20 protein-coding genes are annotated in these 21,129 nt (G+C 64.0%); 15 read left to right on the forward strand and 5 right to left on the reverse strand.

Features of this window, described 5'->3' with window-relative positions:
- Nucleotide 1: 1 nt before the first annotated feature.
- Genes thiF through B5E42_RS15635 form a run of 4 tightly spaced genes read left to right on the forward strand, consistent with a single transcriptional unit; the run spans nt 2 to nt 3,327 of the window.
- On the forward strand, nt 2-637 hold the full coding sequence (thiF, locus tag B5E42_RS15620; RefSeq protein ID WP_087241327.1) for a sulfur carrier protein ThiS adenylyltransferase ThiF: 636 nt from the start codon (nt 2-4) through the stop codon (nt 635-637).
- A 43-nt stretch (nt 638-680) separates the two neighbouring features.
- Nucleotides 681-1,466 (forward strand): thiazole synthase, encoded by a 786-nt coding sequence (locus tag B5E42_RS15625; RefSeq protein WP_009261111.1) that lies wholly within the window; start codon nt 681-683, stop codon nt 1,464-1,466.
- Nucleotides 1,467-1,481: 15 nt separating this feature from the next.
- Nucleotides 1,482-2,735 (forward strand): 2-iminoacetate synthase ThiH, encoded by a 1,254-nt coding sequence (gene thiH, locus B5E42_RS15630; protein ID WP_087241329.1) that lies wholly within the window; start codon nt 1,482-1,484, stop codon nt 2,733-2,735.
- Nucleotides 2,728-3,327, forward strand: a complete 600-nt coding sequence (locus tag B5E42_RS15635) for a thiamine phosphate synthase (protein WP_087241332.1) — start codon at nt 2,728-2,730, stop codon at nt 3,325-3,327. Before thiH ends, B5E42_RS15635 begins: the two co-directional genes overlap by 8 nt.
- Nucleotides 3,328-3,666: 339 nt before the next feature.
- Here the strand turns inward: B5E42_RS15635 and B5E42_RS20065 are convergent, their stop codons facing one another.
- Together B5E42_RS20065 and B5E42_RS20070 are read right to left on the reverse strand one after the other, a co-directional pair.
- Nucleotides 3,667-3,828 carry a hypothetical protein gene (locus B5E42_RS20065; protein ID WP_343214202.1) on the reverse strand — a complete coding sequence of 54 codons (162 nt, stop codon included), beginning with the start codon at nt 3,826-3,828 and terminating at the stop codon, nt 3,667-3,669.
- A gap of 6 nt (nt 3,829-3,834) precedes the next feature.
- The gene (locus tag B5E42_RS20070; protein WP_343214203.1) at nt 3,835-4,110 is read right to left on the reverse strand and encodes a transposase; all 276 of its coding nucleotides are present in this window, start codon (nt 4,108-4,110) and stop codon (nt 3,835-3,837) included.
- A gap of 86 nt (nt 4,111-4,196) precedes the next feature.
- On the opposite strand from B5E42_RS20070, the gene B5E42_RS15645 reads away from it, so the two are divergent.
- Complete coding sequence (locus B5E42_RS15645) at nt 4,197-4,955, forward strand: IS5 family transposase (RefSeq protein ID WP_087241334.1); 759 nt, start codon at nt 4,197-4,199, stop codon at nt 4,953-4,955.
- Between the two features lie 218 nt (nt 4,956-5,173).
- Here B5E42_RS15645 and B5E42_RS15650 read toward each other — a convergent pair whose 3' ends face one another.
- Nucleotides 5,174-7,087 (reverse strand): S41 family peptidase, encoded by a 1,914-nt coding sequence (locus tag B5E42_RS15650; RefSeq protein WP_087241336.1) that lies wholly within the window; start codon nt 7,085-7,087, stop codon nt 5,174-5,176.
- Between the two features lie 221 nt (nt 7,088-7,308).
- Here B5E42_RS15650 and B5E42_RS15655 point away from each other — a divergent pair, with 221 nt between their 5' ends.
- Nucleotides 7,309-8,727 (forward strand): carbohydrate-binding domain-containing protein, encoded by a 1,419-nt coding sequence (locus B5E42_RS15655; protein ID WP_087241338.1) that lies wholly within the window; start codon nt 7,309-7,311, stop codon nt 8,725-8,727.
- A 252-nt stretch (nt 8,728-8,979) separates the two neighbouring features.
- Here the strand turns inward: B5E42_RS15655 and B5E42_RS15660 are convergent, their stop codons facing one another.
- Both B5E42_RS15660 and B5E42_RS15665 read right to left on the reverse strand, forming a co-directional pair.
- Nucleotides 8,980-9,300, reverse strand: a complete 321-nt coding sequence (locus B5E42_RS15660) for a YbjQ family protein (protein ID WP_087241340.1) — start codon at nt 9,298-9,300, stop codon at nt 8,980-8,982.
- The gene (locus B5E42_RS15665; protein ID WP_087241342.1) at nt 9,281-9,934 is read right to left on the reverse strand and encodes a MerR family transcriptional regulator; all 654 of its coding nucleotides are present in this window, start codon (nt 9,932-9,934) and stop codon (nt 9,281-9,283) included. Before B5E42_RS15665 ends, B5E42_RS15660 begins: the two co-directional genes overlap by 20 nt.
- Nucleotides 9,935-10,161: 227 nt before the next feature.
- Here B5E42_RS15665 and B5E42_RS15670 point away from each other — a divergent pair, with 227 nt between their 5' ends.
- The 9 genes from B5E42_RS15670 to B5E42_RS15710 all read left to right on the forward strand — a co-directional run bounded on the left by B5E42_RS15670 (nt 10,162) and on the right by B5E42_RS15710 (nt 21,102).
- A complete protein-coding gene (locus B5E42_RS15670) occupies nt 10,162-10,380 on the forward strand; it encodes a helix-turn-helix transcriptional regulator (RefSeq protein ID WP_087241344.1) in 219 nt (72 codons plus the stop codon).
- A complete protein-coding gene (locus B5E42_RS15675; protein WP_087241346.1) occupies nt 10,373-12,649 on the forward strand; it encodes a DNA internalization-related competence protein ComEC/Rec2 in 2,277 nt (758 codons plus the stop codon). The genes B5E42_RS15670 and B5E42_RS15675 overlap by 8 nt, the downstream gene beginning before the upstream one ends.
- Before the next feature lie 14 nt (nt 12,650-12,663).
- Complete coding sequence (gene holA, locus B5E42_RS15680; protein ID WP_087241348.1) at nt 12,664-13,701, forward strand: DNA polymerase III subunit delta; 1,038 nt, start codon at nt 12,664-12,666, stop codon at nt 13,699-13,701.
- Between the two features lie 2 nt (nt 13,702-13,703).
- Nucleotides 13,704-14,132 (forward strand): toxin-antitoxin system antitoxin subunit, encoded by a 429-nt coding sequence (locus B5E42_RS15685; RefSeq protein WP_087241350.1) that lies wholly within the window; start codon nt 13,704-13,706, stop codon nt 14,130-14,132.
- A gap of 1 nt (nt 14,133) precedes the next feature.
- Complete coding sequence (locus B5E42_RS15690; protein ID WP_087241352.1) at nt 14,134-14,745, forward strand: DUF4093 domain-containing protein; 612 nt, start codon at nt 14,134-14,136, stop codon at nt 14,743-14,745.
- Nucleotides 14,746-14,898: 153 nt separating this feature from the next.
- Entirely contained in the window at nt 14,899-15,441 is a 543-nt protein-coding gene (locus B5E42_RS15695; RefSeq protein ID WP_087241354.1) for an NADH peroxidase, read from the forward strand.
- 561 nt (nt 15,442-16,002) lie between these two features.
- Complete coding sequence (gene trkA / locus B5E42_RS15700; RefSeq protein ID WP_087241356.1) at nt 16,003-17,394, forward strand: Trk system potassium transporter TrkA; 1,392 nt, start codon at nt 16,003-16,005, stop codon at nt 17,392-17,394.
- Nucleotides 17,391-18,827 (forward strand): TrkH family potassium uptake protein, encoded by a 1,437-nt coding sequence (locus B5E42_RS15705; RefSeq protein WP_087241358.1) that lies wholly within the window; start codon nt 17,391-17,393, stop codon nt 18,825-18,827. The genes trkA and B5E42_RS15705 overlap by 4 nt, the downstream gene beginning before the upstream one ends.
- Before the next feature lie 169 nt (nt 18,828-18,996).
- The gene (locus B5E42_RS15710) at nt 18,997-21,102 is read left to right on the forward strand and encodes a sodium-translocating pyrophosphatase (protein WP_087241360.1); all 2,106 of its coding nucleotides are present in this window, start codon (nt 18,997-18,999) and stop codon (nt 21,100-21,102) included.
- The last annotated feature ends 27 nt before the right edge of the window (nt 21,103-21,129 follow it).

Here is a 21,129-nt window from a genome sequence, read left to right on the forward strand (position 1 = left end):
CATGATTCCCACACGGGAGGAGATGCACCGGGCCCTTCAGGAGCGGCACGGCGCGGAGCTGCAGGCCCGGTTTGACGCGGGCCGGGTGGCGGTCTGCGGCCTGGGGGGCCTGGGCTCCAACGTGGCCATCGCCCTGGCACGGGCCGGGGTGGGCCGCCTGCACCTGATCGACTTTGACCGGGTGGATTTGACAAACCTGAACCGCCAGCAGTATACGGTGGAGCAGCTGGGGCAGTACAAGACCCAGGCCCTGGCGGAGACTTTATGGAAGATTGCCCCTTACTGCGAGATCCTGACAGACACCGTCCGGGTGACGGAGGAAAATCTGCCTGCGCTGCTGGAGAAGGACGGCATCGTATGCGAGGCCTTCGACCGGCCGGAGGCCAAGGCCATGCTGGTCTCCGGCGTGCTGGAGCATTTTCCGGACAAGCCCCTGGTCGCCGCCTCCGGCATGGCGGGGCTGGGCAGCGCCAACACCATACGCACCAGGCGGGCCTTCGGCCGTCTGTATCTGTGCGGCGACGGCGCGTCGGACGTGTCCGACGGGCTGGGGCTAATGTCCGCCCGGGTGGCGGTGTGCGCCGCCCACCAGGCTCACATGATCCTCCGGCTCCTGGCCGGAGAGACGGAACCGTAACGCAGAGAAACAGAACATACACACCAAATGGGAGGAGATATCCATGCAGACAGTACAGCACAACAGCGATCCCCTGGTGATTGGCGGGCACACCTTCACATCCCGCTTCATTCTGGGCTCAGGGAAGTACTCCCTGAAGCTCATCGAGGCCGCCGTCCGGGATGCGGGGGCGGAGCTCATCACCCTGGCGGTCCGCCGGGCCAACACCAGGGAGCACGAGAACATTCTGGACTACATCCCCCAGGGCGTCACCCTGCTGCCCAACACCTCCGGCGCCCGGAACGCCGAGGAGGCGGTGCGCATCGCCCGGCTGGCCCGGGAGCTGGGCTGCGGCGATTTTGTGAAGATCGAGATCATGCGGGACTCCAAGTATCTCCTTCCGGACAACCAGGAGACCATCCGGGCCACGGAGACGCTGGCGAAGGAGGGCTTTGTGGTCATGCCCTACATGTATCCGGATCTGAACACGGCCCGGGATCTGGTGAACGCGGGCGCGGCGGCGGTGATGCCCCTGGCGTCCCCCATTGGCTCCAACAAGGGGCTGGCCACCCGGGAGTTCATCCAGATCCTCATCGACGAGATCGACCTGCCCATCATCGTGGACGCGGGCATCGGCCGGCCCTCCCAGGCCTGCGAGGCCATGGAGATGGGAGCGGCGGCCATTATGGCCAACACAGCCCTGGCCACCGCGGGGGATCTGCCCCTGATGGCCTCCGCGTTCCGGAAGGCCATTGAGGCGGGACGGCAGGCCTATCTCTCCGGCCTGGGCCGGGTGCTGGTGCGGGGCGCCGCCGCCTCCGACCCCCTGACCGGCTTTCTCCGGGACTGAGAGGGGGCGCGGAACATGGAAAATCAGTTCTTTGTGGACTCCGAATACCTGAGCCCCGAGGCGCTCTCCCGCAAGCACCAACTGGAGACCGACCCCGCCAGCCGCACGGACCACATGGCCTACCTGCCCGGCATGGAGCGCATCCAGTCCGACGTGATGGACAAGGTCATGGCCCAGATGGGCGCCTACGAGCCGGACCAGTACACCGCCCGGGACGTGGAGGCGGCCCTGGCCCACGAGACCTGCTCCATCGAGGACTTCAAGGCTTTGCTCTCGCCGGCGGCGGAGCCCTATCTGGAGCGGATGGCCCAGCGGGCCCGGCTGGAGACCCGGAAGCACTTCGGCAATACGGTCTACCTCTTCACCCCCCTGTACATCGCCAACTACTGCGAGAACTACTGCATCTACTGCGGCTTCAACTGCTACAACCACATCAAGCGCATGAAGCTGAACGCAGAGCAGATCGAGCACGAGATGCGGGTGATCGCCGACTCCGGCATGGAGGAGGTGCTCCTCCTCACCGGCGAGAGCCGGTCCATGAGCGGGGTGGAGTACATCGGCGAGGCCTGCAAGCTGGCCCGGAAGTACTTCCGCATGGTGGGGCTGGAGATCTATCCGGTCAACAGCGACGAGTACCGCTACCTGCGGGCGTGCGGGGCCGACTACGTCACCGTGTTTCAGGAGACCTATGACCCGGACAAATATGAGACCCTCCACCTGATGGGCCACAAGCGGGTGTGGCCCTACCGGTTTGAGGCCCAGGAGCGGGCTTTGATGGGCGGCATGCGGGGCGTGGGCTTCTCGGCCCTGCTGGGGCTGGCGGACTTCCGCAAGGACGCCCTGGCCACCGGCCTGCACGTCTACTACCTCCAGCGCAAGTACCCCCACGCGGAGATGTCCCTGTCCTGTCCCCGGCTGCGGCCCATCATCAACAACGACAGGATCAACCCACGGGATGTCCACGAGCGGCAGCTCTGCCAGGTGCTGTGCGCCTACCGGATCTTCCTGCCCTTCGCGGGCATCACCGTCTCCTCCCGGGAGAGCGCGGAGTTCCGCAATGGCATCGTGAAGATCGCCGCCACCAAGGTGTCCGCCGGCGTGTCCACCGGCATCGGCGACCACGAGAGCAAGTATACCGGCCAGGAGAGCGGCGGGGCCGAGGGGGACGAGCAGTTTGAGATCAACGACGGCCGCAGCTTTGCCAGGATGTATGATGACATGTCCGCCGAGGGCCTTCAGCCCGTGCTGAACGACTACCTGTATGTCTGATATTCTGTGTGTGACCAGCCGGAGCCTGTGCCGGGAGGACTTCCTCACCCGGCTGGAGCGAATTGCCGCCGCCGGCCCCGCCGGGGTGATCCTGCGGGAGAAGGATCTGCCCCCGGAGGACTACCGCGCCCTGGCGGAGCGGGCGCTGGCCCTCTGCCGGGCCAGGGGGGTGCCCTGCATCCTCCACAGCTTCCCGGAGATTGCGGAGGCGCTGGGGGAGCGGGCCATTCACCTGCCGCTGCCCCTGCTGCGCGCCCTCCCGCCGGAGCGGCGGGGGGCTTTCCGGGTTCTGGGGACATCCTGCCACAGCGTGGAGGACGCCCGGGAAGCGGAGAAGCTGGGGTGTACCTACATCACTGCGGGCCACGTGTTTGCCACCGACTGCAAGAAGGGCCTGGCCCCCAGGGGACTGGACTTCCTCCGGGCGGTATGCCGCGCCGTGGATCTCCCGGTGTGGGCCATCGGGGGCATCACCCCGGAGAACTTCCCGTCCGTGCGGGCGACCGGTGCCAGAGGAGTATGCGTCATGAGCGGCCTGATGACCTGTGCCGACCCGGCGGCGCTGCTGAAGCGCTTTGCGCGGCGGGACTGAGCCAATGGCGCAAAGATGGTGGAGCTCTACGCTGGAGCGGAAATGGCTGGTTTACTGGGGGCATGGCCCCGGGCCGCCGGGGAGCTGCAACAGCGACTATGAGGAATACGGCCTGCTCATTAGGATTGATCAGAAGAACTTCAAGAACGCCAAGGAATGTGGGGCCAATCCAAAAATCCTGTGCAAATTCCATGTGAGGTGGGAATAGAGCGGAAATTTATTCAGGGCGGTAGCCGGGGGATCCGGTTGTTGCCTTTTCAACAACATAACGCCGGTGGTGCCGGATATCAAGAGCGGGCGGAGCCGTTCATCTCGCCCTGACATCTGGCTCCGGCGGTGTTACTCAGACATGCGCTCGGCAAAATAGATCGCCATCTGGGCGTGAATTCGGCTCCAGTTCTGCCGCCGCCCGGTCCATCTTTTCGTAATGCCCATCATGGGCAGGTACAGCATCTTTTGCAGGCTGTCATCGGTGGGGAAAACGGACTTAGCCTTGGTCACCTTAACTCACATGCCCAGGATATCTTTCCGGCCATCCAGATTGACACCAATGGCAATGTATACTGCTTTCTTCACAATCTGCCCTTCGCTGCGGACGTGAAAATGGATGGCGTCCAGAAAAACCACAATGTAGATGGATTCCAGGGGCCGCTGCCGGCAATTTTTGACGATGGGCAGAATCTTGTCGGTAATCCAGCTGATGATACTATCTGGAACAGAAATGCCATAGATGTCCTGGATGTGAGCCTCAATATCTCCTGTAGTCACCCCCTTGACGTACATAGACAGGATTTTCCTCAATGTCCTGACTAGGGCTTGTTTGAAAAATAAAAGCTGCACAAAAGGAGCAGAAATGCGAAGCTAGAGGTATGAAACGGTATGAATTAACAACAGAACAACGGAAACGTGTCAAACCTCTTCTGCCGCCGGAAGAGACAGGGAAGCGTGGCCGCCCCCGTAAGGACAACCGGACGATGCTGAACGGGATGCTCTGGATTGCCGGAAGCGGTGCCCAATGGCGGGAACTGCCGGAGGCCTACGGCCCCTGGCAGTCCGTGTATGCCCGATTTGCCAAATGGCGGGATGATGGCACACTGGAAACCGTGTTTCGCGCATTGTCTGAGGATGCGGATATGGAAAATCTAAGCATAGATTCCACCTGCATCAAGGTACACGAAAGCGCCATTGGCGGGGAAAAAACGGAGGATAAGGCAGTTGGTCGTACCAGAGGTGGTCTGAACACAAAGCTCCATGCCATTGTAGACGGGCTGGGCAACCCAGTGGAGTTCCTTCTCTCAGCTGGAAATGATAACGATTGTGTTCATGCCATAGAACTGCTGGAAAACGTTGAACTCTGCGGAAGCAACGTGCTGGCAGACCGGGCTTATGGTGCTCAATCCATTCGGGAATACATCTCAAAGCATGGGGCCAATTACGTGATCCCGCCACAAAGCAATGTGTCTAATCCTTGGCCGGCAGACTGGTATCTGTATAAGGAGAGACATTTGGTCGAGTGCTTCTTCCAGAAAATCAAGTGGTTTCGCAGAATTGCCGCCAGTTACGTCAAGCTGGACGCCTCCTTCTTGGCCTTCGTTTACCTTGCCGCCATTGCAATTCTGTTGATTTAGAACAAGTCTCCTGATTTTTCAAACAAGCCCTAGTGGCTCAAAAAAGTGGCTTTAGCCACTTTTTTGAAAAAGCTGTGAACTCTGCGAGGCTTTTGGAGAAGCGGCGAGGCGGACGACAAGCTGCTGGGGGAATCCGGGCGGCCTCCGCCCGAATTCCCCGGGAAAATAGGGAAGGCCCCCGGAACCGATTCAAACTGGTTCCGGGGGCCTTCCCCATTTTAAGAAGGAAGAATACCCAGATAGGTAAGCAGAGAGCAGGTTAAGGCGGCGGCCTCCGCGCGGGTGGCGGGGGCGCCGGGGTCGATATCCTCCAGAGGCGCCCACAGCAGGCTGATGGTGTTGCCCAGCAGGCCGGTCTGGCTCTCGGCCAGGAGCCACACGGACTCCCTGGCCCAGGAGGCATAGGACTGGTAGGCGGCCCCGTCCGCCGCGCCGTCGGGGATATCCCGGGCGGCCAGCTCCAGCCTCATCCCCAGCCGCTGGCCCAGACGGGCGGCGATGGTGATGAGCTCCTGCTGGGTAACGGTGCCGTCAGGGTTGAAGCGGCCGCCGCCCACGCCCTCCACCAGGCCCAGGGCGGCCACGGCGTTGACGCACATGCCGTACCAGTCGTCCATGGACACGTCGGTAAAGCGGCTCTCGCCGGTGGGCACCCGGCAGTTGAGAGCCTTGGCCAGCAGGGCGCACAGCTCCGCCCGGGTAAGGCTGCCCTCCGGGTTGTAGGTGCCGTCGCCGGAGCCGGATACAATGCCGTAGGCGGCCAGCCGGTCAATGAGGGCGGCATAGGGGGAATCCGCCGTGTCGGAGAAGCCCCGGCTCTGATAGCCGGTGAGGCCGCAGTCCCCCGCCACAGCCGCGGGCTCGACGTCGGCCCAGCTGCCGCCGGTGCCGCTCTGGAGGGTGACCCCCACGGGCAGGGCCTCCAGCAGGGCGGTAAAGGCGGCCTGATACTCCGGGCTGGAGGCCTGCTCCAGGGAGATATACCAGACCCGGTTGAAATCCAGGCGCAGGTAGCCCTCGGTGGAGCCCTCCGGCGCGGGGGAGCAGAGGAGGACGGCCACCTCGTCGGCCAGATCCGGATCCACCAGCAGGTGGGGGATCACGCCCACCGTGTCGGTGGTGCCGCCGCCGGGGGCGTAGAAGCGGTAGGTGGTGATCTTCATGGCGTCCCCGTCGTCAAAATAGCCGGGCAGGGAGTTCTCGTCCAGGACGATCTGGGCCACCCCTTTGCCGAAGGAGCGGGAGCCGATGACAATGCCGACGCCGGTGTCCCGGACGTCGGAGGCGAAGAGCTCGGATGCGCTGGCGGTATTCTCGTCGGCCAGCACAATCACCGGGGCGGTGGTAAGGGCCTCGTCGTTGCTGCCGAAGGCCCCGTAGGAGCCGTCGCTGTCCTTCAGATAGGCCAGCAGGCCGGAGCCGGAGAAGGTGCTCACCGCCCCGATGGCCGCGTCCACCACGCCGCCGCCGTTGCCCCGGAGATCCACAATCCACCGGTCGGCCTGATCCCCGTAAGTCTCCAGGCCGTCGGTGAAGTGCTCCACCGTCTCGCCGCCGAAGGTGTCACAGTCGATGTAGCCGATGTGGCCGTCCCACAGCTCGGTGTAGGCGGTGGGGATGGTGATGGCCGCCCGGGTGAGGCTGACGGTGGTGCTCTCGCCGTCCCGCAGGTAGGTGACGGCGACCTGGGTGCCCGGCTCACCCTGCAGCAGGCCGGTCATGGTGTCCCCGTCCTGCCCGGCGATATCGGTTCCGTCCACGGCGGTGATCAGATCCCCCGCCTGGAGGCCGCCGGAGGCGGCAGGCGTGTCCTCATATACCCGCTGAATCAGCAGGCCCTCCCCGGTAATCAGGGAGGAGATGCCGATGCCCACCAGCTCGGTGTCCGACAGGGAGCTGCTGAACAGGGCGTACTCCTCCGGGGTGAAATACTGGGTATAGGGGTCGCCCAGGGCCTCCAGCATGCCGGAGATGGTGGACTGCTCCAGTACCTCCTCCGGCACGTCGTCAATATAGTAGACATCCAGCAGATCTCCGGCCTGCTCCGGGGTCAGGGCCCGGACGGCGGGGGAGAGGGCCAGGGACAGGCCCAGGAACAGGGACAGCAGGCGGGTGCGGCGCTTTCGTTTCATCGGGAAATGCCTCCTTGGGCATAATTGTTATGTAACCCAATTCTACGACAAAACGGGGGCGGGCGCAAGGGTGTAAGCCAAATTGTAGCTATTTGTCACTTTTTTGAACGGGGCCGCCTCTCCCGCAGGCAAACGGTTCACGGTAGGTTTACAGGCCGTTCACGGCCGGTTCATGTTCCGCAGATAAAATAACCGGGAGTTCAAAAAAGGAAGTGAAGCAGATGACAGATGGAAAAGCATGGCGGCTGGGTTCGGCGCTGATGTGCCTGGCCCTGCTCACCGCCTGCGCCGGCGGCGGTGGAACACCGGAGACCGTTGCCCCGGCGGCGGACGAGACGTCCATTGTCCTCTCCGACAGCGGGGTGGAGGTGGACGGCCAGGCTGCCCCCGACAGCGCGGACGCGGCGGTCTACGTGGGGGCGAACATCGTCTACTACGAGGACGGCCGGGACGAGACCTACGGCGAGGGCACCGAGGAGGATGCCCACACCGCCGAAGAGGCGGCGGCCCATACGGTGGTGACCATCACGCAGCCGGGCACCTATCGCGTCTCCGGCACCCTGAGCCTGGGCCAGTTGGCGGTGGATCTGGGCGAGGGCGCTGAGGAGGATCCGGAGGCGGTGGTCACCCTGATTCTGGATGGGGCGGACATCACCTGCACCGTGGCCCCGGCGGTGATCTTCTACAACGTGTATGAGTGCGCCTCCGGCGACGGGGAGGACGCCTCCCCCGCGGTGGATACCTCGGCGGCGGGGGCCAACGTGGTGCTGGCCGACGGCTCGGTGAACAACATCACCGGCTCCTATGTGGCGCGGATCTACAAGGAGGGTACCACCGACAAGCTCCACAAGTACGACGGGGCCTTCTACTCCAAGATGTCCATGAACGTGGACGGGGAGACGGCGGGCACCGGCGTGCTCAACCTCACGGCGGACAACGAGGGGCTGGACTCCGAGCTCCATCTGACCATCAACGGCGGCGTCATCAACATCACCGCAGAGAACGACGGCATCAACACCAATGAGGACGGGGTGAGCGTCACCACCATCAACGGCGGCACCATTACCATCACCGGCGGCCTGGGGGCCGAGGGGGACGGCATCGACTCCAACGGCTATCTGGTGGTGAACGGCGGCACGGTGCTCACCACAGCCAATCCCCAGGCGGGGGAGGGCGGCATCGACTCGGACAGCGGCATCTACCTCAACGGCGGCACGGTGATCGCCCTGGGCAGCCGCAACGACAGCGCCGCGGCGGACTCCGCCCAGGCCCTGATAGAGCTCACCTTCCGCACCACTGTGCCCGAAGGCAGCGAGGTGGAGCTCCGGGACAGCGAGGGAACTGCGGTGGTGTCCTTTACCGCCCCACGGGATTTCTCCAGCGCCATCCTCTCCGTGCCGGAGCTGGCCTGGGACAGCACCTACACCCTGTGGGTGGACGGCGTGCAGCAGCAGTATACCGGTACCGGCACAATGGATGCGCCCGGTGGAGGTGGAGGCGGCCAGCCGCCGGAGGGCATGGCGCCCGGCGGGCGGCCGGGTGACGGCGGTGCCGCCGACGAGCCCGGGGAAACGGCGTTTGTCATCACGGCGGACAGCCACGCATTCCAGGGCGTGGGTGACCTGGTATCCGGGGAATAGAAATAGATAGAAAGAGCAAGCGGCTGGGAAGTTTTCCCAGCCGCTTTGAGACTGTCGATAAACCCTCCTGCCAAAGGACTCGGAGGGAAGGATAGTGTGAAAGGGAACCGTCAGGGTTCCCTTTCGCGTTGGATCAAACAACTTTTTGAAACTTTTTGAAGTTTCAAAAAGTTTGGCAGCCTGTCGAAAAGACGTTTTCGACAGGCTGCAAGCGGCTGGGAAGTATTCCCAGCCGCTTTGTCAATGTTGACGCTATGCCTCTCCGATGACCCGGACGGCGGTGCCGTAGGCGCAGATCTCGGCGGCGGACTGCATGATGGAGGCGGAGGCATAGCGGATGGCGATCACCGCGTCGGCCTCCATGGCGATGGCCTCGTCCACCATGCGCTTGGTGGCGATCTGCCGGGCCTCATTGAGCATCTCGGTATAGCCCTCGATCTCGCCGCCCACCAGGGTCTTCATGCCGGCCATGAAGTCCTTGCCGAAGTTCTTGCACTGCACCACGCTGCCCTTGACCATGCCCAGGGCCTCGATCCGCTTGCCGGGGATATATTCAATATTTAGAAGCAGCATCCTCTTCTCCTCCTTGAATTTGCTTGAGCCGCTGCCAGAGGGCCAGCAGGACACCCACGATCACAGCGGAGGGGACGGCGATGAGAATCAGCAGCAGCCACAGCGGCAGCGCGTCCGCGGGATCCAGGGAGATGGCCCACAGAATCAGCCCGATGATGCCGGCCATGAGGCCCACAAACACCGCCGCGGCCACCACCGGCCCCACATACCGTTTTCTGGTATCCTTCTTCCGAATGTTCACGAATTGGGTTCCCTCCTCCTGCTCCATACGCTCCATCTCTGCCAGCCAGCGGCCGGCGTCCAGGTTGGGGAGCTGTTCGTCTGTTCGGGCCAGCTCCTGGCAGAGAGAGCGCATGGTTCCCAGGTTTTTCTGGGCCCGCTCCAGCTGGATGACGTGGCGCAGCAGGCCGTCGGCGAGGGTAAGTTCTCCCTGCTGCATCCGCCGGATCTCCTCCAGGGGCACGTCCAGCTTGCGCAGCAGCTTGATCTTGCGCAGGGTCTCCACATCCTCCTCACCATAATCCCGGTAGCCGTTGTCTGCGTTCCGACCGGGGGAGAGCAGTCCCTCCTTTTCATAGAAGCGGATATTCCGCTTTGAAATTCCAACCAGCTGCTCTACCTCGTTTATCTTCACGCAAATCACCTCGGCTTATGCTTACCATACACCTTCCACCGGGTGGAAGGTCAAGGGAAATCATTCCCGATCCGTAGTATACACCAGCCCGCACGAAATTGCCAGAGCCATTTGATACCGCGCCCCCACTTCGGCTTGCAATAGGGGTATCAGTCTGATAAAATAACACCGAATGGCATGGTGCCATTCCACAGCGCGGCCCAACGACAATGTTTTCAGGTGATAGTATGTATTTTCGCCGTATTGCGGATCTCAGAGTAGACAGCGATCTGACCCAGCGGGCGGTGGCGGCCCACCTGAATATGAATCTGGAGGTCTACCGCCGCTACGAGAAGGGTATCCGGGAGATCCCGGTGTGGGCCCTGCTCAAGCTGGCGGAGCTCTACCACACCAGCACGGACTATATCCTGGGCCGGACTGACGACCCGAGGCCGCCCCGTGCGTAAGCTGGCATGGTTTGCCGGCGCCTTCTCGGCGGCGGTCTTCCTGGCGGTATACCTGCTGCCGGAGGGGCTTCTGCTCCCGGCAGGGGCGGCGTGTGCCCTGGCGGCCCTGCTGGGGCGGCTGCTCCAAGGTGACCACCGCCGGCGGATGATGCTGGCCTGCCTGGGTCTGGCGGCGGGGCTGATGTGGACGGGCACCTATGGCCAGCTGACCCACGCCCCGGCCCAAGCCCTGGCGGGGACGGAGGGCACCATCTCCGCCACGGCGGCGGACTGGCCCCGGGAGACCGCCTACGGCAGCTCGGTGCTGGTGTATCTCCGCCCGGAGAAGGGCCTGCCCATCTCCACCCGGCTGTACCTGGACGATCCGTCCCCCGGGCTGCGGCCCGGTGACCGGCTGACCGTTCCGGCGGAGCTGCGCCTGGCGGACACCATCGCCGGGGAGCACACCGACTACTACTACGCCAAGGGCATCCTGCTGGTGGCCTACGGCGAGGGGGAGGCGGAGGTATCCCGTCCGGCCCGTCCGCCCTGGTGGACGTGGCCGGCCTATGCGGCCAGGGCCCTGGAGGACAGCGTGGCCCGGGCCTTCCCCGACTGGGCCGCGCCTCTGATCACCGCCCTGATCACCGGCGAGGACTCAGGTATGGACGGGGGCGAGTACGCCGCCCTCCGGCGTACCGGCCTGTCCCACGTCATCTCGGTGTCCGGCCTTCACGTGTCCTTTCTGGCGGGGTGCCTGGCCGCCCTGCTGGGGGCGTGGAGGCGGCGCACCGCCGTGATCAGCATCGCCCTTATGTTCTTCTTCGCCGCCGCGGTGGGGAACACTCCGGCGGTGCTGCGGGCGGCCTTCATGCAGTCCATGCTGCTGCTGGCGCCCCTGGTGGGGCGGGAGGACGACCGTGCCACCTCCCTCTTTACCATCCTGATGCTCCTGCTGGCGGCCAACCCCTACGCGGCGGCCAGCGTGTCCCTCCAGCTCTCCTTCGCCGCCGTGGCGGGGATCTACCTGTTCACCGGTGGGCTGAACGACAGGCTCCGGGCCCTGCTCCCAAGCGAGCCCAAGGGCTTCTGGCCCCGGCTGGGCAAACTGGCAGGGGAGTTCGTGTCTGCCAGCCTGTCCACAACCCTGGGGGCCATTGTGTTCACCACGCCCCTGACGGCGGTGTATTTCCACTCGGTGTCCCTCATCGCGCCCCTGGCCAACCTGCTCACCCTGTGGGCCTTCTCCCTGGCCTTTCTGGGCGGGCTGGCGGTGTCGCTGGCGGGGCTGGCCCTCCCGGCCCTGGCCGGGGTGCTGGCCTGGCCCGTGTCCCTGGCGGTATGGTTTGTCCAGACCGTGACGGCGGCCCTGGCCCGCCTGCCCTTCGCCTCGGTGTCCACCCAGTCGGTCTATCTCAGGCTGTGGCTGCTGCTGGTGTACGGCCTGCTGCTGCTCTACCTGCTCTGGCGGGGAGAGAAAAAGCGGCCTCTGGTGCCCGTGGGGCTGGGGAGCGCGGCCCTGTGCGGGGCCCTGGTATTCAGCGCCGCCGCCCGCACCGGCGGCGCCCTCACCGTGTCGGTGCTGGACGTGGGGCAGGGCCTGTCGGTGGCCCTCGCCTCCGGCGGCCGCACCGCCCTGGTGGACTGCGGCGGCACCGGCTCCGACGATCCCGGCGACGTGGCCGCCGACTACTTTCAGGATCTGGGCCTGCGGCGCATTGATCTGGTGGTGCTCACCCACTACCATGAGGATCACGCCGGCGGGGTGCCGGAGCTGCTCAACCGCCTGGACGTGGGCCTGCTGATCCTCCCCGACGTGGAGGAGGATGACCATCTGCGGGCGGAGATCACCGCGCTGGCCGCGGAGCGGGGCGTGGAGACCCTGTTTGTCAGCGAGAACACCGGCGTGGAGCTGGGGGAGGCCGCCTTGACAATCTACGGCCCCCTGGGCACCGGCGGGGGCAATGAGGAGGGCTTGTCCATCCTCTGCACCGCCGGGGACTTCGACGCCCTGATTACCGGGGACATGAACAGCGCGGTGGAGCACCGGCTGGTGAAGTACGGGAACCTGCCCGACATCGAGCTGCTGGTGGCGGGCCACCACGGCTCCAAGTACTCCACCTCGGAGGAGCTGCTGCTGGAGACACGGCCGGAGACGGCGGTGATCTCCACCGGCTACAACACCTACGGCCACCCGGCCCCCGAGACCCTGGAGCGCCTGGCCGCCGCCGGGTGCGACATCTACCGCACCGACTGGTCGGGGACGGTCACCGTCACCGCCCAACCATAGAAACGAGGGATTTCATGCCGCCCAAAGGAAAAGCGGACAACACTGCCTATCAGAAATTGAAGAAGGATATTAAGGAGGGAACCATCGGCACCCTCTACGTGTTCCACGGGGAGGAGGCCTACCTCCGGGATTTCTACCTGGGGCAGATGAAGAAAAAGCTCCTGCCCGCCGGCATGGAGGAGTTCAACCTCCACACCATGAACGGGAAGGAGTTCGACGTGAAGACCCTGGCCCAGATGGTGGACTGCCTGCCCATGATGAGCCAGCGCACCATGATCGTGGTCAGCGACTACGACATCTTCAAGGGGGACAAGGACGCCCTGGCGGCGGTGCTGAAGGATCTGCCCGACTACGTGTGCCTGGTGTTTGTCTACGACCTGCTGGAATATAAATCAGACGCCCGTACCAGGCTGGCCGCCCTGCTGAAGGAGAAGGGGAGCGTGGTGCCCTTCAACCGCCAGGGCCAGGGTGACTTGATCGACTGGATTTCCCGCCGCTTCCGGGCCCTGGATCACGACATCGGCACCGAGGACGCCAAGTATCTGATCTTCCTGTGCGGCGACCTGATGAACAACCTGATCTCCGAGATCGGCAAGATCGGGGCCTATGCCAGGCACCACCGGGTGACCCGGCAGGACATCGACGCCGTGGCCACTCCTCAGCTGGACGCGGTGGTGTTCCAGATGACCGACGCCATCGCCGCCGGCAACTTTGACCAGGCGGCCTCGGTGCTGGGGGATCTCCTCCACATGCAGGAGGCCCCCATCAAGCTGCTGGCCGTGCTGGGCAAGCAGCTGCGGCAGCTCTACACTGCCCGGCTGGCCATCGAGCACAAGAAGGGGACAAAATACCTGATGGAGCTGTGGGGGATGCGCTCCTCCTATCCGGCGGAGCGGCTGATGCAGTCCGCCCGGCGCTTCTCCCTGCCCTGGTGCCGCCGGGCGGTGGTGCGCTGCGGGGAGACGGATCTGGCCATGAAGTCCACCGGGGCGGACGGCGAGGAACTGCTCATCGGCCTGCTCATGGAGCTGGCCGTCAAGAAAGGAGCCTGAATATGAAGAACAAGACCTGGATGGGAGTGGCCGCCGCGGCGGCCGTGGGGGCCGCGGGCTGGTACTGGGCGGCTGGCAGCCGCCGCCGGGCGGTGGAGCATCTGCGCCGGGAGGCCAAGCGCCTGCTGGCGGTGCGCAGGGACGAGCTGGCCGCGCTGTGCGCCGCCGCCGAGGCCGGGGAGCTGGCCGCCGACGCCCTGGGGCCGGTGCCTCTGGACGGGGTGGAGCTGGAGTCCGTCCGCCTGGAGAACGGCGCCGCGGTGCTCACGCTCCGGGGAGAGCGGGGGGCCGCCTGGCTGTCCAGCGTCCCGCTGGCCCAGCTGGGCATCCACGGACAGCCCTGGCGGGGGAGCGCCCGGCCCGGCGCCCTCTACACCGAGTACCTGGGGGGCGGCTGGTACGCCGGCTACGCCTGCCTGGGCTGGCGCTGACATGCTGCGCATCCGGGAGGCCATTGTGGTGGAGGGCCGCTACGACAAAAACACCCTCTCCCAGCTGGTGGACACCGTCATTATTGAGACCTCCGGCTTCGGTATCTTTAAGGATAAGGAGCGGCTGGCCCTGCTGCGCCGCCTGGCGGAAAAGCGGGGGCTGATCGTCCTCACCGATCCGGACGGGGCGGGCTTTGTGATCCGCAGCCACCTGAGGGGCAGCCTGCCTCCGGATCGGGTGAAGCACGCCTATGTGCCCGACATCTACGGCAAGGAGCGCCGCAAGCGCCAGGGCGGCAAGGAGGGCAAGCTGGGCGTGGAGGGCATGCGGCCGGAGGTGCTGGAGGCCGCCCTCCGACGGGCGGGGGCCACCTTCCTGGACGAGGAGGGGGAGCGGGCCGCCCCGGCCGGACGTCCTATCACCAAGGCGGATTTTGTCGCTCTGGGCCTGTCCGGCGGCCCCGGGGCGGCGGAAAAGCGGCGGGCCCTGCTCCAGCGGCTGGGGCTGCCCGAACACCTGTCCCCCAACGCCATGCTGGAGGTGCTCAACGCCCTGTTTACCCGCGAGGAGCTGGACGGTCTGCTACGGGGCCCGTCAGGCGGATCCCTCTGAAAAATTTCCTCCCAAAATTTCAAAAAGGGCTTGACGAAGAAGTTAAGTTGTGCTATCTTATTATCAGAAATAATAATTATTACTGATTACTATTTCTCTACACAATGAGATCAAAGTAAACAAATGGTAAATATGTTTAGGAGGTAATGAAACATGAAAAAGTGGGTTTGCTCCGTCTGTGGTTACGTGCATGAGGGTGACGCCGCCCCCGACTTCTGCCCCATCTGCAAGGCCCCCAAGGAGAAGTTCGTCCTCCAGGGCGGCGACCGCACCTGGGCTGCCGAGCACGTGGTGGGCGTGGCCAAGGGCGCTCCCGAGGAGATCATCCAGGGCCTGCGTGAGAACTTCCAGGGCGAGTGCTCCGAGGTCGGCATGTATCTGGCCATGTCCCGGGTGGCTCACCGCGAGGGCTATCCCGAGATCGGCCTGTACTGGGAGAAGGCCGCCTATGAGGAGGCCGAGCACGCCGCCAAGTTCGCCGAGCTGCTGGGCGAGGTGCTGACCGACTCCACCAAGAAGAACCTGGAGATGCGCGTCGACGCCGAGAACGGCGCCACCGCAGGCAAGTTCGAGCTGGCCAAGAAGGCCAAGGAGCTCAACCTGGACGCCATCCACGACACTGTTCACGAGATGGCCCGCGACGAGGCCCGCCACGGCAAGGCTTTCGAGGGCCTGCTGAAGCGCTACTTCGGCTAATCAAAACCGCAGAAACAAGCACTTTTTGAGAGGGAATGGGGAGACCTGTTCCCTCTCTTTTTATTTCATCTTGTACAAAACTGGTACATGGAGCTTTTCAGGCCCCATGTTTTCTCTTCAAGTGGTACAAATATGTACCATTTCGCAGGTCTTGCTTGAAAAATGTCAGCATGCCCAGTCAGCGGGCCTTTAGCCCCCTGGTCGGTACAATTTTTCTTGAAACCAGCCAGGATATCTGCGGAAAATGGTTTGCCAGCGGCCACGAGTTCTTTGCCTGTCGGGTACATCGCCAATTTTCAAACAAAACCCACGTGCTTTGACTCCAGCCAGTCCGGCTAGAAACAGCGGATGAACCTGGCTCTGGTTCAGGAAACTCCGGCCTGCCGGAGTGGCGGCCGGGCCGCAGAACAGCCGGCGAAAGCGGGATTTGACAGGGCCGAATAGGAGAATAGAAACAAAATTTCATTCCGCTCTTGCATATCGGTACAGTTTGCGCTAAGATGGGCTTTACAGCGTGTGTGCTGGATTGAATTGGGATTGTTTGAAAGGAATGAAACAGGTTTGAAAATCATCATCGTGGGAGATGGCAAGGTCGGCTTTGCCCTGGCGGAGCACCTCTCCCAGGAGGAGCACGACGTCACGGTCATTGATACCAACGACGACGCCCTCCGCCGGGCCTCTGAGGCCCTGGACGTTCTGTGCGTCAAGGGCAATGGTGCGTCCCTGTCCGCCCTGCGGGAGGCGGAGGCGGGGAGCGCGGACGTGGTGATCGCCGCGACCAGCATGGATGAGATCAACATGGTCTGCTCCCTGGCCGCGAAGAGGCTGGGCGCCAAGTACACCATCGCCCGGGTGCGCAACGTGGAGTACGCCAAGGAGCTCTCCCTGCTCAAGGATTCCCTGGGTATTGATCTGGTGATCAATCCGGAGAATGCCGCGGCGGTGGAGATCTCCCGCCTGCTCCGTTTCCCCCCGGCCTCCAATCTGGAGACCTTCTGCCGGGGCAGGGTGGAGCTCATCAGCTTCCGCGTCCGGGAGGAGGACTTCCTGGTGGGCAAGCCCCTGTCGGCCCAGAGCAGCCAGATCCAGGAGCTGCCCATGCTCTTCTGCGCGGTGGAGCGGGAAGGGGAGGACGTGGTGATCCCCGACGGCTCCTTCGTGCCCCGGGTGGGCGACCGGCTCTACCTCATCGGCCAGCCCACCGGCCTGACCGCCTTCTTCCGCCTGCTGGGCCGCCACACCCCCAAGAGCCGCAACGTCTTCCTGGTGGGCGGCGGGCGCATCGCCTACTACCTGGCCGCCATCCTGGATCGTCTGGGCGTGCGGGTGAAGATCGTGGAGCGGAGTGAGGAGCGGTGCCGGGTGCTCAGCGAGGCCCTGCCCCACGCCACCATCCTGTGCGGGGACGGCACCGACCAGCAGCTGCTGGAGGAGGAGAACGTGGCCGCCGCCGACGCCTTTGTGGCCCTCACCGACCGGGATGAGGATAACCTCATCATCTCCCTCTACGCCATGCAGCAGGGTATTGCCAAAGTGGTGGCCAAGTCCAACCGGCAGAACTATGCCGGCATCGCCCACGCCGCCGGGCTGGACAGCGTGATCTCCCCCAAGCTGATCACCGCCGGCCAGATCCTCCAGGTGGTGCGCGGCATGCAGAACTCCAAGGGCAGCGTGATGAACGCCCTGTACAAGATCGCCGACGGCCACGCGGAGGCCATGGAGTTTGTAGCCAACGAGACCACCCGCTATCAGGGAGTGCCCCTGAAGGAGCTGAAGCTGAAGAAGGGGATCCTGATCGCGGTGCTGGTTCACAACGGACGCATCATCATCCCCGACGGCTCCGCCGTGATCTCCGCCGGCGACACCGTGATCATCGTCTCCCGCAGCCATGGCATCCTGGACATCAACGATATCTATGACGATGCCCTGCTGGATCTGGGAGGCGTCCAATGAACTTCCGACTGGTATTCCGCGTCACGGGCAAGACCCTGATGGTGCTGTCCATGACCATGCTGCTCCCCCTGCTGGTCTGCCTGATCTACCGGGAGAACCCCGTGCCCTTCCTGCTTGCCATCGCCATCACCGGGGGCGTGGGGCTGCTGCTCTCGCTGATCCGCAGCGACGACCACTTCTTCCCCCGGGAGGGCTTCTTCGCCGTGGCCCTGATCTGGCTGCTGGTGGGGGCATGCGGGGCCCTGCCCTTCTACTTCTGCGGGCAGTTTGCCTCCTACATAGACTGCTTTTTTGAGGCGGTGTCCGGCTTCACCACCACCGGCTCCTCCATCCTGACCGAGGTGGAATCCCTGCCCCATGGCATCCTCTTCTGGCGCTCCTTCATGCACTTCTTGGGCGGCATGGGGGTGCTGGTGCTCACCATCGCCCTGATGCCCAGCCTGGGCGGGCGCACCCTCCACCTGATGAAGGCGGAGAGCCCCGGCCCCATCGTCAGCAAGCTGGTGCCCAAGGCCAGCCAGTCCTCCAAGATCCTCTACGGCATCTACTGCGGCATGACCATCGTGGAGATCTTTGTGCTCTGCCTGGTGGGCATGCCCTGGTTTGACAGCGTGGTCAACTCCTTCGCCATCGCCGGCACCGGCGGCTTCGCCATCAAGAACATCTCCATCGCCGCCTACGGCAGCCCCGCCATCGAGATCGCCTGCACCGTGTTCATGCTGCTCTTCTCCGTGAACTTCTCGGTGTACTTCCTGATCCTCTGCGGCAAGATCCGCCAGGCCCTGCGCAGCGACGAGCTGAAGTTCTTCCTGATTGTGGTGGCGGCCAGTACCGTGCTGATCTCCTTCAATATTTACAGCATGGTGGGCACGGCCGGGGACAGCGTCCGCCACGCCGCCTTCCAGGTGGCCTCCATCATCTCCACCACCGGCTTCGCCAGCACGGACTTTAACCTGTGGCCGGAGTTCTCCAAGACGATCCTGGTGCTGCTCATGTTCATCGGCGCCTGCGCCGGCTCCACCGGCGGCGCCATCAAGTGCTCCCGGGTGCTGCTGCTCCTGCGGGCCATCCGCCGGGAGATCCGGCAGATCATCCACCCCCGGTCGGTCAACGTGGTCAAGCTGGACGGACGGGTGGTGGACGAAAAGGATCTCCGCTCCACCATGATCTTTTTCGCCGCCTATATGTTCATCACCCTGGCGGCCATTCTCCTGGTCTCGGTGGACAACTTCTCCTTTGGCACCACCTTTACCGCCGTGGTCACCTGCATCGGCAACGTGGGCCCCGGCCTGGAGATGGTAGGCCCCATGGGCAACTTCTCCGCATTCTCCGGCTTCTCCAAGATCGTGCTGTCCATGTGCATGATCCTGGGCAGACTGGAAATCATTCCCGTCCTTGTGCTCTTTAGTGGAACTGCATGGAAGAAATCCTGAACCGCTGATTCGTTTTTGTGGAAAGCGTCAAATCCATCGGATTTGACGCTTTCTTTTTTAAGATATACTTGCCAAATGCCCCCGTATTGGAGTAATATACTATTGTCTCTTATACCGGAAAAGCCTTGCGGTGCAAGGGGTTTCCAAAACAAAGGAGTGGGGTAAGTCAATGGAAAACTTGTTTTGGCTGGGATTTGCGGGTGCTCTGATAGCACTAATCTTCGCCTTAACGCAGGCAAAGAAGGTATTAAAGTTCTCTGAGGGCACGGAGCTGATGCAAAAGCTAGCTTCGTCGATTCGAAAGGGCGCCAACGCATACCTTAAGCGCCAGTATACGACGGTTGCAAAGATCTTTATTATCGTCTTCGTGATTTTGTTGATTTTGGCATGGCTGGACATGCTGGACAACTGGTTTATCCCCTTTGCCTTCCTCACCGGCGGCATCTGGTCTGGCCTGGCGGGCTTCGTGGGCATGAAGATCGCCACCTCCGCCAATGCCCGCACCGCCAACGCCGCTCATGAGAGCCTGAACCGGGGCCTGAGCGTGGCCTTCTCCTCCGGCGCGGTCATGGGCTTCACCGTAGTGGGCCTGGGCTTGCTGGACGTGTCCATCTGGTTCCATATCCTCAAGTACATCGCCGGCTTCGGCGCGGCCCAGATCGCCCAGACCATGGTTATGTTCGGCATGGGCGCCTCCTTCATGGCCCTGTTCGGCCGCGTGGGCGGCGGCATCTTCACCAAGGCTGCCGACGTGGGCGCCGACCTGGTGGGCAAGGTGGAGGCCGGCATCCCCGAGGATGACCCCCGCAACCCCGCCACCATCGCCGACAACGTGGGCGACAACGTGGGCGACGTGGCCGGCATGGGCGCCGATCTGTACGAGTCCTATGTGGGCTCCATCCTGGCCACCTTTGCCCTGGGCGCCACCGCCTATGCCTCTGAGGGCCTGGAGTGGAACGCCATCCTGCTGCCCCTGGTGATCTCCGTGGTGGGCGTGGTGTGCTCCGTGTTCGGCACCTTCCTGATCCGCACCCGGGAGGAGGCCACCCAGAAGTCCCTGCTGGCCACCCTGCGCAAGGGCACCTATACCGCCGCTGTGCTGGCCGCCGTCATCGGCGCCCCGGTGACCTACTTCCTGATGGGCTCCTGGGGCCCCTACATCGCCATTCTGGCGGGCCTGGTGGCCGGCTGCGCCATCGGCTACTTCACCGAGTACTACACCTCCGACACCTATAAGCCCACCCAGGCCCTGGCGGACTCCACCGAGACCGGCGCCGCCACCACCATCATCGGCGGCATCTCCCTGGGCATGAAGTCCACCGCCGCCCCCATCGTGATCATCGGCATCGCCATCATCGTCTCCTTCCTGGCCGCCGGCGGCACCCTGTCCACCGCCTCCGGCGAGTATGAGCTCCTGTTCTCCAAGGGCCTGTACGGCATCGGCATCGCCGCCGTGGGTATGCTGTCCACCCTGGGCATCACCCTGGCCACCGACGCCTACGGCCCCGTGGCCGACAACGCCGGCGGCATCGCCGAGATGAGCGGCCTGGGCGAGGAGGTGCGCAACCGCACCGACGCCCTGGACTCCCTGGGCAACACCACCGCCGCCACCGGCAAGGGCTTCGCCATCGGCTCCGCCGCCCTCACCGCCCTGGCCCTGCTGGTCAGCTACGTGGACGTGGTGGAGGGCAAGGTGGACGCCCTGGATCTGTCCATCACCAACCCCGCCGTGCTGGTGGGCCTGTTTGTGGGCGCCATGCTCACCTTCCTCTTCGCCGCCCTGACCATGAGCGGCGTGCAGCGGGCCGCCCAGTCCATTGTGGTGGAGGTTCGCCGGCAGTTCAAGGAGATCGCCGGGATCATGGAGGGCAAGGCCGACCCCGACTACGCCTCCTGTGTGGATCTGTGCACCAAGGGCGCCCTGCATGAGATGGTGGTGCCCTCCCTGCTGGCCATCGTGGTTCCCGTGGTCACCGGCCTGATCCTGGGTGCGGAGGCCGTGGTGGGCCTGCTGGGCGGCGTTACCGTCACCGGCTTCGTGGTGGCCGTGTTCATGGCCAACGCCGGCGGCGCCTGGGACAACGCCAAGAAGTACATCGAGGGCGGCCACCACGGCGGCAAGGGCTCCGAGTGCCACAAGGCCGCCGTCATCGGCGACACCGTGGGCGACCCCTTCAAGGACACCTCCGGCCCCTCCCTGAACATCCTCATCAAGCTGTGCTCCACTGTCTCCATCGTGTTCTCCGGACTGATCACCACCGTGCATCTGTTCTGAGACAAGGCTTTCAGCCCCCCGCGCCCT

It is taken from the genome of Flavonifractor sp. An10 (assembly GCF_002161215.1).
In the GTDB taxonomy this organism is placed as follows: domain Bacteria; phylum Bacillota; class Clostridia; order Oscillospirales; family Oscillospiraceae; genus Flavonifractor; species Flavonifractor avistercoris.